The sequence below is a fragment of the Lysinibacillus sp. EB106-09-02-XG168 genome (genome assembly GCF_058791475.1).
The window spans coordinates 3,063,884-3,079,685 of sequence record NZ_JBYTDN010000003.1 but is presented as its reverse complement, the minus strand read 5'-3'; the positions used below and the strand labels follow the sequence as shown (position 1 = coordinate 3,079,685).

The window sequence follows — 15,802 nt, the reverse complement described above, 5'->3', positions numbered from 1 at the left end:
TCTTACGAATTTATGCTATTATAAACCTTAATGCCACTTAAGAAGGAGAGCTTTACATGAAACGACATGAAGCACGCGAAAAAGCGTTGCAAGTTTTGTTTCAGCTAGACAATACCGATCTAACAGTAGAGGAAGCAATGGGTCATATTAAAGGCCAACCAACAAACGTCTTCTATGAAAAGATTGTTACTGGAACAGTTGAACATTTGGAGGAAATCGATGCTGCTTTAGAACAGCATCTTGAAAAGTGGTCGCTTGCCCGTTTACCTAAAATTGAAAGAACGGTTTTACGTCTAGCTGTATACGAGATTTTATACATGCCAGAAACACCAAAAAGAGTAGTACTTAATGAAGCAATCGAGTTATGCAAAACATTTGGCGACGATGGTTCGTCTAAATTTGTTAATGGCGTACTTTCTAAATTTACAGAACAATAACATGTGTTGAATTGGAAGGAGTAACTAAGGTCTATGTCAAGTGCAATTATTAATGGTAAAGAAATTGGTCAAGAAATTCGTAATTCAGTAGCAGAGCGAGTAACGCGTTTAAAAGAGCAAGGATTAACACCAGGCTTAGCGGTTGTTCTAGTAGGAGACAACCAAGCCTCGGCTACATATGTGAGAAATAAGCAAAAATCTTGTGAAGCCATCGGTATGTTTTCAGAGCTAATCAAACTACCTGAAGAAACTACACAAGAATCATTATTAGCACAAATTGAATTATTAAATAATCGTGAAGATATTCATGGTATTTTAGTACAATTACCACTCCCAAAACAAATTGATGAGGATATTGTTATTGCCACAATTGCTGTTGAAAAAGACGTTGATGGCTTCTCACCAGTAAGTGTTGGGAAAATGATGCTTGGCCAAGAAACATTTTTGCCTTGTACACCGTTTGGCGTAATGAAGCTTCTTGAATTTTCAGGAATCGAAATAGCAGGAAAGCATGCGGTCATCGTAGGGCGTAGTCATATCGTTGGGAAGCCAATGGGACAACTTCTACTACAAAAGGATGCAACTGTGACATATACGCATTCCAAAACACCAAATTTACCTTCATTCACTAAGCAAGCAGATATTTTAATTGCGGCAGTTGGACGTGCAAACTTTATTACGAAAGAGCATGTTAAAGAAGGCGCAGTTGTTATAGATGTTGGAATCAATCGTGATGAAAACAACAAGCTTTGCGGTGACGTAAACTTCAATGAGGTTGATGGAATTGCGTCTCATATAACACCTGTACCAGGCGGTGTAGGACCAATGACAATTACGATGTTACTATTCAACACAGTTCAAGCAGCAGAAAATAAGCTTGAACATATAGTTAAGCTATAATTTTGAATGACTCTTTATAAGAAGCTATCTCAATTTTTTGAGATAGCTTTTTTGTATGATTAAGTATTCCAAGAACTTTCATGTTTTTTTTACGTCTAATATAACGTTTGGGTCATACATATGAATAGGGAGGTTTTTATGGAAAACATAGATTTAATACTGATTATCAAACATATTATTATCGGTCTTGTACAAGGATTTACCGAGCCAATTCCTGTATCATCAAGCGGGCATGTTATGATTGCAAGTGAAATTCTTGGTCTTGGTGAGCAAGGATTTACTTTTGCTATTTTAACGAACACAGCATCTTTACTAGCTATCGTCTATATTTATCGAGAGGATATTATCCGACTCCTCACAAATTTTTTCCTTTATCTTAAAACTGGAGAGAATCGTTATAAAGCGGATTTTCGTTTTTCCATATTCATTGTGATCGGTTCAATTCCAGCGGGCATTTTAGGTGTTTTATTAAGTGATGTTATTGCGGATAATGTTAGTATGACAACGATTGCACTTATGCTATTTGTGACAGGTATTGCCCTATGGCTAATCCGTAATATGCGTGGTACGAAAAGAGATGCGGATTTGACTACGAAAGACGCAATCATCGTAGGCCTTGGTCAAGCTGTAGCATTAACACCTGGTATTAGTCGATCAGGAGCAACGATTATTTCAGCCATTGCAGTTGGTATGAAACAGGAAACCGCTTTACGATTTTCCTTCATGCTTTATATTCCTGTAAGTCTTGGTGGGGTTGTCCTTGGAATTTCTGATTTTTTAGATGAGCCAAATAAAAGTGCATTAGCAATCCCTTATGCTGCGACATTTATTGCGACATTATTTATGACTTATTTTGCAATGCGTTGGTTTATGGGAATCATGAAAAGTGGCAAGCTTAGCTACTTTACATATTATTGCTTTTTTGTAGGTACGCTTCTTTTAATATTTTATTAATTTAAAATGCCTCATAACTTTAATTAGTTGTGAGGTTTTCTTGTTTGTTGAGAAAATGAAAAAGTAGGTATTTGACTTCTATCCATCATTTCGACGATTCTATCCGTCTTTTCAATTTCATACCGTCGTTGTCGCATTTCAATCCGTCACTTCGCCTCTTTTATCCGTCGTCCAAGCTACTTTAACCCTCATTCCGTCTTCATACCGTCGCTCTGGCGTTTCCCTCCGCTACTCCGCACCTTCTATCCGCTGTCCAAGCAAAGCACTTAGTCGAAACGCAACCCAACCCCTCATTTCGTCTAAAAGGCATACTTTATCTAATACGAGATCTTAAGATATGTTATAGTAAGGTTTTCAATTCTATGAAAGACAGTCGTTTTTTCAAGCGAAACTGTATTTTGGCACGTCAGGCACAATAAAAAATGTTATGATAGGTGTAGTTTTGTGAAAAACTTGATTTTAGTAAAGGAGCCGGAAAAATGACATCTGCTTCTTATTTAACTGTAAAAGCATTAACAAAATATATTAAACGGAAATTTGATGCTGATCCGCATTTACGTGAAGTTTATGTAAAGGGAGAGCTATCCAATGTCAAGATTCATCAATCGGGGCATATTTACTTTACATTAAAAGATGATGGAGCACGAATTGCGGCTACAATGTTTAAATCAGCGGCCGGAAAGTTGGCGTTTGAACCTAAGGAAGGTATGCAAGTATTTATTCGTGGGGATGTAAACGTTTACGAAGGCTACGGTACATATCAATTATATGTACAGGAAATGCAACCAGATGGAATCGGTAGCTTGTTTGTTGCCTTTAACCAACTGAAAGAGCAGTTACAAAAAGAAGGGCTTTTTAAACCTGAATGGAAACAACCAATTCCGAGATTTCCTGAAAAAATCGGTGTTTTAACGTCGACAACAGGTGCAGCCATTCGAGATATCTGTACAACATTAAAGAGACGCTATCCACTTGCTGAAATTTTTATTTATCCTACCCTTGTACAAGGAGCACAAGCAGCGCCAAATATTGTTCGCAATATTGAGAGCGCAAATATTGATGCGAGTTGCGATGTACTGATTGTTGGACGAGGTGGTGGATCGATTGAGGATTTATGGGCATTTAATGAGGAAGTTGTTGCAAGAGCGATTTTTGAAAGTCGTATCCCTATTATTAGTGCAGTGGGTCATGAAACAGATACAACTATAGCGGATTATGTAGCTGATTTGCGGGCACCTACACCAACAGCAGCGGCTGAGATGGCTGTACCTGATCAACAGGATTTATTTCAGCGGGTACTTACACAAAAATCACAGCTCCACCAAATTGTAAGAGCGCAACTTATTGCAGAAAGGCAACGTCTAAATAAGCTCCAACAATCTTACCCGCTGTCAATGCCAGAACGTCTATATCGACCTTTTACGGAAAGGCTAGCACAACTTGAGTCGGGATTGCAAAAAGCAATGCAGGTCGATTTAATGAAGAAAACAGCGCAGTTTCAACAATTACGTAGTACGGTAGAGCAGCACTCACCGAAAAAAGCATTAGCTTTCCATCAACGAGAGCTAGAAGCACATGTCCAACAATTAACGCGTGCTACGACGCATTACGTAACGAAGCAAAAACAACAATTTGAGGCAACCGTCAGGACTTTAGAAGCATTGAATCCGCTTGCCATTTTAACAAGAGGCTTTACGGTAGCTTATAAAGATCAACAAATGTTGAAATCAGCAGCTGATGTTAAGCCACAGGATCAATTAACACTTTCTTTCCATGATGGAAAGGTAATTGCTGATGTGGTAAAGATCTTGCCTAAAAATGAGGGGGAATAATTGTGGCAGAGAAACAACAAACTTTCGCAGAAGCAATGACGACACTAGAGGAAATTGTCCGTCAGCTAGAGCAAGGTGATGTGCCGCTAGAAAATGCGATTGATTTATATAAACAAGGCATGGAGCTTTCGCAATTTTGCCATAGCAAGCTACAAAATGCTGAAGAGCAGCTAATTTCAATTGTCCAAGAGACAGGTGAAACGACAGCATTTGATCCACTAAAGGGAGAGAATTAAGAAATGAACGAGCAATTAAAGCATTTTATTGAAAGCAACATACCACAAGTTGAAGCTGAAATGTTTGCACTTGTTGAGAAAATTGACGCACCAGCCAATTTAAAAGAATCAATGCTTTATTCATTAAAAGCTGGAGGTAAACGTATTCGCCCGCTTTTCGTTTTGGCTGTTCTTGAACTATACAATCAAAATTTAAAGGATGGTTTAACTGTAGGATCGGTCATTGAAATCATCCATACGTATTCGTTAATCCATGATGATTTACCAAGTATGGATAATGACGATTTCCGTCGTGGTAAGCCGACAAACCATAAAGTTTATGGCGATGCATTAGCGACACTTGCAGGTGATGCATTGAATACACTTGCGTTTGGCATTTTAGCACGCATGAATGTATCAGCTGAAAAACGTATTGAACTTGTCAGTCTGTTAAGTGAAGCAGCTGGTGCAGAAGGTATGGTTGGGGGTCAAGTACTCGATATAGAAGGTGAAAAGCGTCAGCTGAACTTAGCTGAGCTTGAGCATGTCCATATTAATAAAACGGGTGCTTTACTACGATTTAGTATTGAAGCGGGAGCAGTGTTAGCTGATGTATCGCAAAAAGAGCGCGAAACTTTAAAAGTATATGCGCATCATATCGGCCTTGCCTTCCAAATCCAAGACGATATTTTAGATATTGAGGGAACTACAGAAGAACTAGGGAAAACTGCAGGTAAAGATGTAGCAAGTGATAAAAGCACATACCCAGCTCTGCTAACTTTAGATGGGGCAAAGGAAAAGCTTGCTGAGCATTATCAGCATGCCAATAACGCACTAGATAAATTGCAAGTGGATGCCAGCTTATTACGTGATTTTGCAGCCTATATTGTTCATCGTAAAAACTAGGATAAAAACGAGGCGTTAAAGGCATAGAGTATGCTAGAATAGGTGAGGGCGTTTGCCAATGTGCAAACAATAAAGTGTTCGTACTTTTAGCATATTGATAACACTGTTATAATGGTGGAAACACAATTACGGTGAATAATTTATTGAAAAGGTGTGTGAGAAAGGTGGATTTAAATAAGATAACTAGTCCAGCCTTTTTAAAAAACTTAGATAAGAAGGAGCTTGAGCGACTTGCGCAAGAAATTCGTGCCTTCTTAATCGAAAAATGTTCTGTCACAGGTGGTCATATCGGGCCGAACCTAGGTGTTGTGGAGTTAACGATTATGCTCCATAAAATGTTTGACAGTCCACAAGATAAGTTTTTATGGGATGTTGGCCACCAAGCTTACGTGCACAAAATTTTGACAGGTCGTGCAAGTCAATTTGACACATTACGTCAGTTCAAAGGACTTTGTGGTTTTCCAAAGCATGTGGAGAGTGAACATGATGAGTGGGAGACAGGTCATAGCTCGACATCTTTGTCAGCAGCTATGGGTATGGCAGCAGCACGTGATATTAAAAATGAAAAGAACTTCGTGATACCAATTATTGGAGATGGAGCTTTAACAGGTGGTATGGCACTAGAGGCATTAAACCATATAGGTCATGCTGAAACGAATATGATTGTCATTTTAAACGATAATGAAATGTCAATCGCTCCAAACGTCGGAGCGTTACACAATGTACTGGGACGTCTTCGTACAGCCAAGGAATATTCAAAAGCAAAAGAAGAACTGGAATCACTTATGAATAAGATTCCTGTGCTAGGCGGTAAGCTTGCTTCAACTGCTGAACGCTTAAAGGATAGCTTAAAATATTTAGTGGTATCAGGAGTGTTCTTTGAGGAGCTAGGCTTTAAATATCTAGGACCGATTGATGGACATGATTTCGAAGCTCTTGAGGCAACTTTATCACAAGCTAAAAAAGTAAAAGGCCCAGTGCTCGTTCATGTGATTACGAAAAAGGGCAAAGGATATAAACCAGCTGAAGATGATACAATCGGTAATTGGCATGGGACAGGTCCTTATAAAATTGAAAACGGTGCTTTTGTAAAATCAGAGGCGAAAGGTCCAGCTTGGAGTAGTTTGGTTGCAGAGACTGTTCGTAAAATTGCTCATGAGGATAAACGAATTGTCACAATTACACCTGCAATGCCGGTGGGCTCGAAACTACAAGGGATCCAAAAGGATTTCCCAGAACGTTTCTTTGATGTGGGGATTGCCGAACAACATGCAGCCACGATGGCAGCAGGTCTAGCGACGCAAAAAATGAAACCATTTTTAGCCATTTACTCAACATTCCTTCAACGTGCCTATGACCAAGTACTACATGATATCGCACGTCCAAATTTAAATGTCTTTATAGGAATTGACCGTGCAGGCTTAGTTGGCGCAGACGGTGAAACCCATCAAGGCGTATTTGATATTGCATTCCTTCGTCATATCCCAAATATGACAATTATGATGCCGAAAGATGAAAATGAAGGTCAACATATGGTGAAAACAGCCATTGAATATGATGGCGGTCCAATTGCGTTACGTTATCCACGAGGTAATGGTATAGGCGTTCCGTTAGACGATGAGCTTAAATTGTTACCAATTGGTAGCTGGGAAGTGTTGCGTGAAGGTAAAGATGCTACGATCTTAACCTTTGGTACGACGATTCCAATGGCAATGGAAGCAGCCGGTATTTTAGCACAGCAAGGTGTAGAGATAGAAGTAGTCAATGCTCGTTTCATTAAACCAATGGATGAGAATATGCTTCACCGTATATTATCAAGCCGTAAACCGATATTAACGATTGAAGAGGCGGTTCTACAAGGTGGTTTTGGGAGTGGTGTATTAGAATTTGCCCATGACCATGGCTATTTAAGTGCACTGATCGATCGTATGGGTATACCGGATCATTTTATTGAGCATGGTAATGTAGACCAGCTTCTCGCTGAAATTCATATGACAGCTGAAGATACAGTGGCACGAATGCATGTGTTACTTCAACAAAAACAGCAAGTAGGTTTGAATAAATAATGACAAAACATCCAAAAGAACGTGTAGATATTTTACTTGTAGAGCGTGGACTATGCGAAACGCGAGAAAAAGCAAAGCGCTCTATTATGGCAGGGCTTGTTTTTTCAAATGAAATTCGCATTGATAAGGCGGGGGAAAAAATCGCTATTGATGCACCGCTACAAGTAAAAGGCTCTGATTTAAAATATGTTAGCCGTGGCGGCTTGAAGCTAGAAAAAGCGCTACAAATTTTTGATATGTCTGTAGAGGGGAAGCTAATGCTAGATATTGGCTCCTCTACAGGAGGATTTACCGATTGTGCATTACAAAATGGTGCAAGACATTGCTATGCATTGGACGTTGGTTCCAACCAACTAGCATGGAAAATCCGTTCTGATGAACGTGTAACTGTCATGGAAAAAACAAATTTCCGTTATACGACAGCCCCAGATTTAACAGAAGGCTTACCAGACTTTGCAACAATTGATGTCAGCTTTATTTCATTATCACTTATTTTACCTGTCTTAAAAACATTGTTAATGCCAGGTGGCGATGTAATGGCACTTGTAAAGCCTCAGTTTGAAGCTGGGAAAGAGAATGTCGGTAAAAAAGGTATTGTTCGTGATAAAAAAGTACATTTAGAAGTTTTAGAAAAGACAGCTGCAATGGCGACAGAGGTTGGCTTTGTCGTTAAGGATGCTTCGTTTTCGCCAATTACAGGTGGTGAAGGGAATATTGAATTTTTATTCCATTTAGTGAATCCTATTGGTGATGAAGATGTCTCTGCATATACAGCTTTTAATACACTCGTTGAAGAAGCGCATAGTGCACTAAAATAACACGTGCTCGTTTACAGAGCCGTGTTTTTTCTTGTGCTTTTATGTTTTAAATGGTAGTGTAAATATACAAATATTCAACTATTTATAAGAGGTGACCGAGATGAACAAAGGACAACGACATATACGAATTCGGGATATTATTGCCAATCATGAAATCGAAACACAAGATGATTTAGTCGATTTTTTAAAAGATGCAGGCTATAATGTGACACAAGCAACAGTATCACGTGACATTAAAGAACTTCATCTTGTTAAAGTACCTTTACAAGATGGACGCTATAAATATAGCCTACCCGCAGACCAACGATTCAATCCTATACAAAAATTACATCGTGCATTAGCTGATGCTTTTGTCAGCATTGATGGTGCCTCACACTTTTTAGTTATGAAGGCTCTTCCTGGTAATGCCAATGCTATTGCATCATTACTTGACCATTTAGATTGGCCTGAAATTTTAGGGACTATTTCTGGAGACGATACTATTTTAATTATTTGTCGTAATGAAGATGAGCGTGAAAATACTAAAAATCGCTTATTAGAAATGCTATAAAATAGCAGGGTAATTTGATACAGAGGTGACATTTTGTGTTAAGAGAGCTAAGTATAAGAAATTTTGCCATCATCGAGGATTTAACTGTTAGTTTTTCAGGTGGTTTAACTGTTTTAACAGGTGAAACAGGAGCAGGAAAATCCATTATTATCGATGCAGTGCATTTACTTGCTGGCGGACGAGGAAATACCGAATTTATTCGTCATGGAGCTAAAAAGGCAGAATTAGGCGGTTTATTTCAAATTTCAAGTTCTGGACATCCTGTTCATAAGAAACTTGAAGAGGCAGGCATTGAAATTGAAGAAGATACCATTATTTTACGTCGTGATTTAAATGATTCTGGAAAAAGTGTTTGTCGAGTAAACGGTAAACTTGTGCCATTATCTGTTTTACGTGATATTGGGGCTAGCCTTATCGATATTCATGGTCAGCATGAAAATCAAGAATTAATGGATGAGAAGCAGCATATCTCTTTACTTGATCATTTTGCCGAGGAACAACTTACACCAATTCAAGAGGCCTACAGTTCTCAATATGATGAATATCGTTCACTAAAAAAAGAATTAGCTTCGATTTCAATTGATGAACAGTTAATGGCGCAACGTATTGATTTGTATCAATTCCAAATGAAAGAGCTGGAGGATGCCAATTTAAAACTTGGCGAGGAAGATGAGCTTCTTGATGAACGCCGTCGTCTAATGAATTTCAATAAGATTTTTGAACGCTCCAGTGCAGCATATGAAGCCATTCAAGGTGAATCGAAAGGCCTTGACTGGATTGGCAATGCAATGGGAGCCTTAGAGGATGCTGCCACTATTGACGAACAATTCAAAGAGGCATCCGAATCTGTTACTACTGCATTTTATGCGTTACAAGATGCTGCGTATCAGGTTAAAAATGTGTTGGACGAATTAGAATTTGATCCCGCCCGTTTAAATGAGGTTGAGCAACGTTTAGCCTTATTACAAAATTTGAAGCGCAAATATGGCTCAACAGTAGAAGAGATTTTAGCGTATTACGATAAAATTAAAACAGAGCTAAATGAGCTTTTAAATCGAGACGAAATTTTGCAAGTGAAAGAAAGAAAAGTGCTGGAAATGGAAACGGTACTTGAGGAGCTTGCTGCAGAACTTTCTACTGTTCGAAAAGAAGCTGCACATAATTTAAGTGAAGCTATTATGGCCGAACTGCGTGAATTACATATGGAAAAAGCAAAATTTATTGTGAATTTTGATGAATTACCTTTCTTTGATGCAAACGGAAAAGACCAAGTAATTTTTTATATTTCTACGAATGTAGGCGAGCCGCCAAAATCTTTGCCGAAAATTGCTTCTGGTGGAGAATTATCGCGTATGATGCTTGCGTTAAAGACGATTTTCTCATCGTCTAATGGTATTACATCTATTATTTTTGATGAAGTAGACACAGGTGTAAGTGGTCGCGTAGCGCAAGCAATCGCAGAAAAAATTGCAGCAGTATCCATTAACTCTCAAGTTTTATGTATTTCGCATTTACCACAAGTAGCTGCGATGGCTGATCATCATTATTTTATTAAAAAAGAAGTTGAGCATGATCGAACATTTACGTCATTACTGGAAATAGACACGAATGCTCGTATCGAAGAAGTCAGTCGTATGATATCTGGAGCGGAAATTACAGATTTAACATTGCAGCACGCAACAGAGCTTTTAAAAATGGCGAATGAACGAAAAAAACAAATGAGATAGCAAAAGAATCCAGAAACAGCTCTTTGTTTCTGGGTTTTTTCTTTTTGCGCAAATATTTACCGCTTATAAGAACGCCACAACAACACATAGTATAAAGACAAAAATAAAAAGGAGGTGTCGTATGTATCGTCGTTGGCGTCAATTTGTCATTTTGCCTATGCTCATCGTTTTATTATTCATGCCCGTAAAGGTTTTTGCCGCAAAAAAGCTAATTCCGATGGGCGAAGCAATTGGTATTCAACTTCAACTATCACATGTATTTGTAGCACATGATGTGCTATTAGCTTCCAATCAGTGGATGAAAGGAGGCGCTGTAATTGAAAAAATAAATGATATTACAGTAAAAACACTTGCAGATGCCAAAAAAGCTGTTGCTCGACAAGGACAACAGAAATGGACGATAAAAAATGAAGGAAAAGAAGTGACACTTGAATTACAGGAGCAAGAAGCTGAACATGTTATTTCCTTTCTAAAAGATGAAACAGATGGAGTAGGAACATTGACATACATTGATCCAGAGACAAAAAATTACGGTGCGTTAGGCCACCAAATCGTTGATTCAACCTTACAAGAAGCCCCTAATTTCCATGCTGGCTCCATTTTTTTAGCTTCGATTCAACAAATTCGTAAAAGTATACCTGGCCAACCTGGCTATAAAATATCCTCCATTGAAAAACAACAGGATCGATTAGGAAGTATAGATAAAAATACAGTTTATGGAATTTTCGGCCGTTGGGAAGACGGTTATCAACAAAGTTTGCCTAAAGCAATTGAAATTATGCATGAAAAGGATATAAAAGCAGGAAAAGCAGAAATCTATACTGCGATCAAAGGCAGTAAGGTGGAGACTTTTTCAATTGATATTATAAAGGTTGAAAATGAACGCCTTGAATTCATAGTCACTGACAAAAAGCTCATTGAAAAAACAGGTGGTATTTTGCAGGGAATGAGTGGCAGTCCTATCATTCAAGATGGTCGTTTTGTAGGTGCGGTCACGCATATGTTTGTGGAGGAGCCGAAAAAAGGAGCAGCAATAACTGTAGCGGAAATGTTAAAAAAATCATCTTAAAAGAAGGAGCTGCCAAGAGGTAGCTCCATTCTTTCATGAAAATATATTGTTCACCATGTATTTCGTTTATTTATGAAGCGATTAGCGATACTTAAAAAAAACTGTAGTTTTATCTTCATTTTTTCACTAAAATAAAGGGTATAAGCATTCGAAGCTTTGTCAGTTATTTATCATAACTTGTCGATATTAAAAGAAAGTATCAGACTACATACTCATTTTTGGAAATTGAAAAGGTTTTTAAAACAAAAATGTCGAAAATTCCACAGTGTGCAAAAAAAAGCATTGGGGTAGGTAACGGGATATTCGAAGCACAGTTCATAAGGAGGAATTTTAAATGACAAAGGTTAAAGTAGCTATTGCAGATGATAATCGTGAGTTATTAAAGACGATGGAGCAGTATTTTCAAGGACATCCAGAAATTGAAATCATTGCAACTGCTTCAAATGGGAAAGTTTGTTTACAAATGCTTGAGGAATTCACACCAGATATTTTGCTGCTAGATATTATTATGCCACATCTTGATGGGCTAGCTGTTTTAGAGTCGATGTATCAAAATGAACAAATGTCATCAATTCAAGTTATAATGTTAACTGCATTTGGTCAAGAAGACGTGATGAAACAAGCTGTGGACTTAGGTGCGTCCTATTTCATGCTAAAGCCATTTGAATTTGATCAATTGGTTCAAAAAATCTTACATTGTGCTGGACAGAAAGCAACACTTCCTAAAAAGACAAGTGTTTTACAACCGACGGCACCTCAAAAATTAAATCAACATCAATTAGATAGCACGATTACGGCCATTATTAAAGAAATTGGCGTTCCTGCACATATAAAAGGTTACTCTTATTTGAGAGAAGCTATTCAGATGGTATTCGAAGATATCGAGTTATTAGGATCTGTGACGAAAATTTTGTATCCAGAAATTGCTAAAAAATTCAATACAACGCCATCACGAGTTGAACGTGCGATTCGTCATGCCATTGAAGTCGCATGGAACCGTGGCAATTATGAATCGATTTCGTCGATGTTTGGTTATACGGTACATCATTTGAAGTCGAAACCGACAAATAGTGAATTTATCGCCATGATCGCTGACAAGATTCGTATTGATATGATGGCGAGCTAAGGTTAGAGCTACAAAGGATTACAGGACTTATTTAGAGAGAATTCATTGAATTTATACAGACTAACTACAGAGTTCATAGTTCAAATCATAAAACTAATGTTAATTAATTGAATTAATTTATGAAACACATTCATTTATGGGGAAAATCCCGTTCATGGAGGTGTTTTTTTTTGACTGATATTGTAATAGACTGTTTAATGCTTGATTGTGCGGCTAAAGGATTTGCTATAAAAACAATGAAGTTAAACCTTAAAGTTTACGTAAAATGGATGATTGATACAGGGGAATATTAGTGTATATGGTTGTGGAGTTAAATTACTCTAGTGGAAATTGAGGATTATTTAGGATAGTTGTTGATGGATAAGAACAATCTCGGTTGGAGAAAATATTTGTGAACCTAAAAAAATGTTCAAATTTCAAGGATTGGGAGGACTAAATATGTCATCTGAAATGGGAGATATACATCGTACTGGTCAAGACATTAACGACGTAATAGTACACTTTGGTGGGCAAGCTGAGAGTGTTTTTAGTTCATTGGCTGAACAAGGTCGAGTTTCAATACAAAAGAAAGCAGACGAATTAGCTGCACAGTATCTTGAAAGTAATCCTAACCCAGACTATTATGATTGTGTTCAAATTGTAGCAGAGGGAGTTTTTAAAGCAGGGAACGAAATAAAGGCTAGCAGTGGTTCATGGGGAGAATCAGTAGATGCAGCACTTGATGCTGGTGTTGGAACGCCAGCGGCAAAAATAGCTTGTAAAAGAATAACGATGTCACATTAATGTCTGATAAAGCATAGGCGTAAAAAGCCTATGCTTTTTGATATTTATAATTTCTTTTATCCTCTCCCCAAACATAAAAAAGAAGAATCGATTTCTAAATTCTTTCAATAGTGAATACATAGAGAATAGAATTTGACTTGAGTTACTTTTTATGGTGAAAAGTGCGTAATTTTGCCTTCCATATAATTCGTGGTTGGCATTTCAAACAAGGGAGATTGTTCTAAAATGACCAAGCTATTCGTGGTAAATCGTGGTTGACTGGTTGAGAAGGAGTATTTTTTATGCTTTTTAATCCATTTTATCTAGATTAACCGTTATATATTGAAGTGTTTCGCAAAAGCTCCTTCGCCGCATGGTGTCTTTTAGTTAATGTAGGAATAGATAACGTTAAAAGTGATAAAATAGAGCATATACGAACTTAAATTCATTCTGTCGAAAGAAGAGGTAAGTTCGAGATAAGTGCTGCAAAAACACCCGTAAACCACCCAGAACGACGTAGCGATTTTGGCATCATGGAAGAATAAGGACATTAAATTTTATTTAATAAAATTTTGAAACAGTCTTACAATATTCTTCTAACTCACGCAATGTAAATAGCAATGTAATAGGAAATTCGCTGGAAGTTTCTTTTGAGAATGTTAAATGAACTACAGCATATTTATTTAGCTTTTTAATCCAAAAAATAACATCATCGTTATCTTCTCTTCTAGCTACTGCTATTGCATTTTTTCCGTATAGAATGTGTTTTAATGGAAGTTCTTTTTCTAATTCCTCGGTTAAGTACTCTGACATACCTTTTGGAATCAACCACCACGGATCGTTCATGAAACTTTTTAATATTTCTTGCATTTTAGATATCCACTTCCAATCATTTACTTAATTCAACGTTATATTCTAATATCCATTCTATTCAATACAGTGAGTGGCTCAGAGAATGACTACTCAGCAATTACTGCTTTGATTCAGTAAGACAGCAGGTAATAGGCTTTTACCATAACATGTTTTCGATAATGATGGTGTACATAAAAAATACGATTCGTTCAAACGAAGAAAGATGTGGAATGGCGAACCAATTTTGGCAACCAGTTAGCGACACGACCATTGCGAATAACATGAAAGAAATATATTCGCAGTTTACGCTAAACATCGTGTCGTCTCACATGCGGGCTTAATCACAAAGTTGATATCGGACGCAAATATGTAGAGGCATAATTGATCGGTCGTAGGTTGAATTTATGGAAAAATATTCTCATATTCTAAATGAAAGATGGACATTTGGAGGGGGAGTTCAGATGGGGTTATTTGATGGGATAATAGGTAATGCAAGTGAAGTTAATCTAGAAAAATTAAAGGAAGAAATTAAAGGCTTATTAACACCTAATGAAACAATTAAGAATGCTTACAAAATAATAAGAGACACATTTATTTTTACGGATAAAAGACTTATCTTAATTGATAAACAAGGAGTGACTGGAAAGAAGACGCAATACCATTCAATTCCATATAAAAGTATTCTTCATTTTTCGGTTGAAACGGCAGGGACATTTGATTTAGATGCAGAGTTGAAAATTTGGGTTTCAGGTAATGAATTACCAATACAGAAAAGCTTTAATAAATCAACTAACATATATAAAATTCAAAGTGTATTAGCGGAACATGTATTAGGAAAGTAATAAATTAAACGATCAACAATACTGTTGATCGTTTATAACTTCCTTTCAGTTTGTGTCCAAACACCCGCTGAAATACAGGAACTCAGTCTAAGAACGCAATGTTCTGTGGTAATTTATCTGTGCGAAAGCGAAGCGACAGAAACAACACACGACTGAGTGATCAACATCGGATTGGCCCAATGCCTATTCCGGACACAATTATACCGAGGTATAATTGATTTGGGGTGATAAAAGATGAAAAGCGTAAACATACAGCTTGACGAAAAAAACTCGTTAGAAATAACGCAGATAGAAGATAATTTATTTGAAGTGCGACTTGGAATGAATGGAAGCATAAGCGTTTACTATATGACACGTGAGCAGCTCTTGAATTTTGATCAATTAGACGCCCATTTGCGCATTGAGTCTATTATGGAAAAAGATTAGGAACTATCATTCGACTTTGTATAAATGGTTTCCGAGGGATGTTTGTTAGTATTGAAGTCCTAAGTAAGATTATGAAAATTATGACAGATATATTATCAGTTTTTCGAGTTGGTTGAAGATTTAATAAATTTCCTGATTGTTAATAGTGAAATTCATACAATTTGGACAGTGAAATTTTAAAGACTGAGTAAAATATTACTTTTGTATAGTATAAATCACCTAATTATCATATTAAAATGAAAATATTGGATATGAATATTACTTATAAAGTATGTGTATCTTCTTTCTGAGTAGTGACAATTGTCTCTAAACAAATGTAA

The 15,802-nt window shown here is 37.2% G+C and carries 17 protein-coding genes; 16 read left to right on the top strand and 1 reads right to left on the bottom strand.

All coding sequences use genetic code 11. The features are described from left to right. Nucleotides 1–56: 56 nt before the first annotated feature. From nusB to AC3WSO_RS15795, 14 genes are all read left to right on the top strand, one after another. Nucleotides 57–437 (top strand): transcription antitermination factor NusB, encoded by a 381-nt coding sequence (gene nusB, locus AC3WSO_RS15860; protein ID WP_053483714.1) that lies wholly within the window; start codon nucleotides 57–59, stop codon nucleotides 435–437. A gap of 33 nt (nucleotides 438–470) precedes the next feature. Next, the gene (gene folD, locus AC3WSO_RS15855) at nucleotides 471–1,337 is read left to right on the top strand and encodes a bifunctional methylenetetrahydrofolate dehydrogenase/methenyltetrahydrofolate cyclohydrolase FolD (protein ID WP_492532150.1); all 867 of its coding nucleotides are present in this window, start codon (nucleotides 471–473) and stop codon (nucleotides 1,335–1,337) included. A 138-nt stretch (nucleotides 1,338–1,475) separates the two neighbouring features. Then, nucleotides 1,476–2,291, top strand: a complete 816-nt coding sequence (locus AC3WSO_RS15850) for an undecaprenyl-diphosphate phosphatase (RefSeq protein ID WP_492532149.1) — start codon at nucleotides 1,476–1,478, stop codon at nucleotides 2,289–2,291. A 479-nt stretch (nucleotides 2,292–2,770) separates the two neighbouring features. Next, the gene (gene xseA, locus AC3WSO_RS15845) at nucleotides 2,771–4,123 is read left to right on the top strand and encodes an exodeoxyribonuclease VII large subunit (RefSeq protein ID WP_492532147.1); all 1,353 of its coding nucleotides are present in this window, start codon (nucleotides 2,771–2,773) and stop codon (nucleotides 4,121–4,123) included. Between the two features lie 2 nt (nucleotides 4,124–4,125). Next, the gene (gene xseB, locus AC3WSO_RS15840) at nucleotides 4,126–4,359 is read left to right on the top strand and encodes an exodeoxyribonuclease VII small subunit (RefSeq protein ID WP_492532145.1); all 234 of its coding nucleotides are present in this window, start codon (nucleotides 4,126–4,128) and stop codon (nucleotides 4,357–4,359) included. Nucleotides 4,360–4,362: 3 nt separating this feature from the next. After that, nucleotides 4,363–5,244 carry a polyprenyl synthetase family protein gene (locus tag AC3WSO_RS15835; protein ID WP_492532143.1) on the top strand — a complete coding sequence of 294 codons (882 nt, stop codon included), beginning with the start codon at nucleotides 4,363–4,365 and terminating at the stop codon, nucleotides 5,242–5,244. 164 nt (nucleotides 5,245–5,408) lie between these two features. Next, nucleotides 5,409–7,310, top strand: a complete 1,902-nt coding sequence (dxs, locus tag AC3WSO_RS15830; RefSeq protein ID WP_492532142.1) for a 1-deoxy-D-xylulose-5-phosphate synthase — start codon at nucleotides 5,409–5,411, stop codon at nucleotides 7,308–7,310. After that, nucleotides 7,310–8,128 (top strand): TlyA family RNA methyltransferase, encoded by an 819-nt coding sequence (locus tag AC3WSO_RS15825; RefSeq protein WP_492532140.1) that lies wholly within the window; start codon nucleotides 7,310–7,312, stop codon nucleotides 8,126–8,128. Before dxs ends, AC3WSO_RS15825 begins: the two co-directional genes overlap by 1 nt. 100 nt (nucleotides 8,129–8,228) lie before the next feature. Next, nucleotides 8,229–8,678 (top strand): transcriptional regulator AhrC/ArgR, encoded by a 450-nt coding sequence (gene ahrC / locus AC3WSO_RS15820; RefSeq protein WP_079561797.1) that lies wholly within the window; start codon nucleotides 8,229–8,231, stop codon nucleotides 8,676–8,678. A 35-nt stretch (nucleotides 8,679–8,713) separates the two neighbouring features. Further along, nucleotides 8,714–10,405: a DNA repair protein RecN gene (gene recN, locus AC3WSO_RS15815; RefSeq protein WP_349660591.1), complete on the top strand. Its 1,692-nt coding sequence runs from the start codon at nucleotides 8,714–8,716 to the stop codon at nucleotides 10,403–10,405. 121 nt (nucleotides 10,406–10,526) lie between these two features. Beyond that, complete coding sequence (locus tag AC3WSO_RS15810) at nucleotides 10,527–11,474, top strand: SpoIVB peptidase S55 domain-containing protein (protein ID WP_492532139.1); 948 nt, start codon at nucleotides 10,527–10,529, stop codon at nucleotides 11,472–11,474. A 334-nt stretch (nucleotides 11,475–11,808) separates the two neighbouring features. After that, the gene (spo0A, locus tag AC3WSO_RS15805) at nucleotides 11,809–12,600 is read left to right on the top strand and encodes a sporulation transcription factor Spo0A (protein ID WP_079561794.1); all 792 of its coding nucleotides are present in this window, start codon (nucleotides 11,809–11,811) and stop codon (nucleotides 12,598–12,600) included. Nucleotides 12,601–12,770: 170 nt separating this feature from the next. Then, on the top strand, nucleotides 12,771–12,893 hold the full coding sequence (locus AC3WSO_RS15800) for a hypothetical protein (RefSeq protein WP_492532137.1): 123 nt from the start codon (nucleotides 12,771–12,773) through the stop codon (nucleotides 12,891–12,893). Nucleotides 12,894–13,038: 145 nt separating this feature from the next. After that, nucleotides 13,039–13,383 carry a hypothetical protein gene (locus AC3WSO_RS15795; protein WP_492532135.1) on the top strand — a complete coding sequence of 115 codons (345 nt, stop codon included), beginning with the start codon at nucleotides 13,039–13,041 and terminating at the stop codon, nucleotides 13,381–13,383. A gap of 540 nt (nucleotides 13,384–13,923) precedes the next feature. On the opposite strand, the gene AC3WSO_RS15790 is transcribed toward AC3WSO_RS15795, so the two are convergent. Next, nucleotides 13,924–14,232, bottom strand: coding sequence for a hypothetical protein (locus AC3WSO_RS15790; RefSeq protein WP_492532134.1), 309 nt, complete (start codon nucleotides 14,230–14,232; stop codon nucleotides 13,924–13,926). A gap of 443 nt (nucleotides 14,233–14,675) precedes the next feature. On the opposite strand from AC3WSO_RS15790, the gene AC3WSO_RS15785 reads away from it, so the two are divergent. Together AC3WSO_RS15785 and AC3WSO_RS15780 are read left to right on the top strand one after the other, a co-directional pair. Beyond that, nucleotides 14,676–15,056 (top strand): PH domain-containing protein, encoded by a 381-nt coding sequence (locus AC3WSO_RS15785; protein ID WP_492532132.1) that lies wholly within the window; start codon nucleotides 14,676–14,678, stop codon nucleotides 15,054–15,056. A gap of 234 nt (nucleotides 15,057–15,290) precedes the next feature. Further along, on the top strand, nucleotides 15,291–15,482 hold the full coding sequence (locus tag AC3WSO_RS15780; RefSeq protein WP_492532130.1) for a hypothetical protein: 192 nt from the start codon (nucleotides 15,291–15,293) through the stop codon (nucleotides 15,480–15,482). Nucleotides 15,483–15,802: the final 320 nt, after the last annotated feature.

Bases quoted from the DNA above. Each gene is read 5' to 3' on its own strand.
- AC3WSO_RS15795 (WP_492532135.1), top strand. From the start codon at position 13,039: ATGTCATCTGAAATGGGAGATATACATCGTACTGGTCAAGACATTAAC.
- folD (WP_492532150.1), top strand. From the start codon at position 471: ATGTCAAGTGCAATTATTAATGGTAAAGAAATTGGTCAAGAAATTCGT.
- ahrC (WP_079561797.1), top strand. From the start codon at position 8,229: ATGAACAAAGGACAACGACATATACGAATTCGGGATATTATTGCCAAT.
- AC3WSO_RS15810 (WP_492532139.1), top strand. From the start codon at position 10,527: ATGTATCGTCGTTGGCGTCAATTTGTCATTTTGCCTATGCTCATCGTT.
- spo0A (WP_079561794.1), top strand. From the start codon at position 11,809: ATGACAAAGGTTAAAGTAGCTATTGCAGATGATAATCGTGAGTTATTA.
- AC3WSO_RS15780 (WP_492532130.1), top strand. From the start codon at position 15,291: ATGAAAAGCGTAAACATACAGCTTGACGAAAAAAACTCGTTAGAAATA.
- xseA (WP_492532147.1), top strand. From the start codon at position 2,771: ATGACATCTGCTTCTTATTTAACTGTAAAAGCATTAACAAAATATATT.
- AC3WSO_RS15785 (WP_492532132.1), top strand. From the start codon at position 14,676: ATGGGGTTATTTGATGGGATAATAGGTAATGCAAGTGAAGTTAATCTA.
- AC3WSO_RS15790 (WP_492532134.1), bottom strand. From the start codon at position 14,232: ATGCAAGAAATATTAAAAAGTTTCATGAACGATCCGTGGTGGTTGATT.
- AC3WSO_RS15835 (WP_492532143.1), top strand. From the start codon at position 4,363: ATGAACGAGCAATTAAAGCATTTTATTGAAAGCAACATACCACAAGTT.
- nusB (WP_053483714.1), top strand. From the start codon at position 57: ATGAAACGACATGAAGCACGCGAAAAAGCGTTGCAAGTTTTGTTTCAG.
- AC3WSO_RS15850 (WP_492532149.1), top strand. From the start codon at position 1,476: ATGGAAAACATAGATTTAATACTGATTATCAAACATATTATTATCGGT.
- AC3WSO_RS15825 (WP_492532140.1), top strand. From the start codon at position 7,310: ATGACAAAACATCCAAAAGAACGTGTAGATATTTTACTTGTAGAGCGT.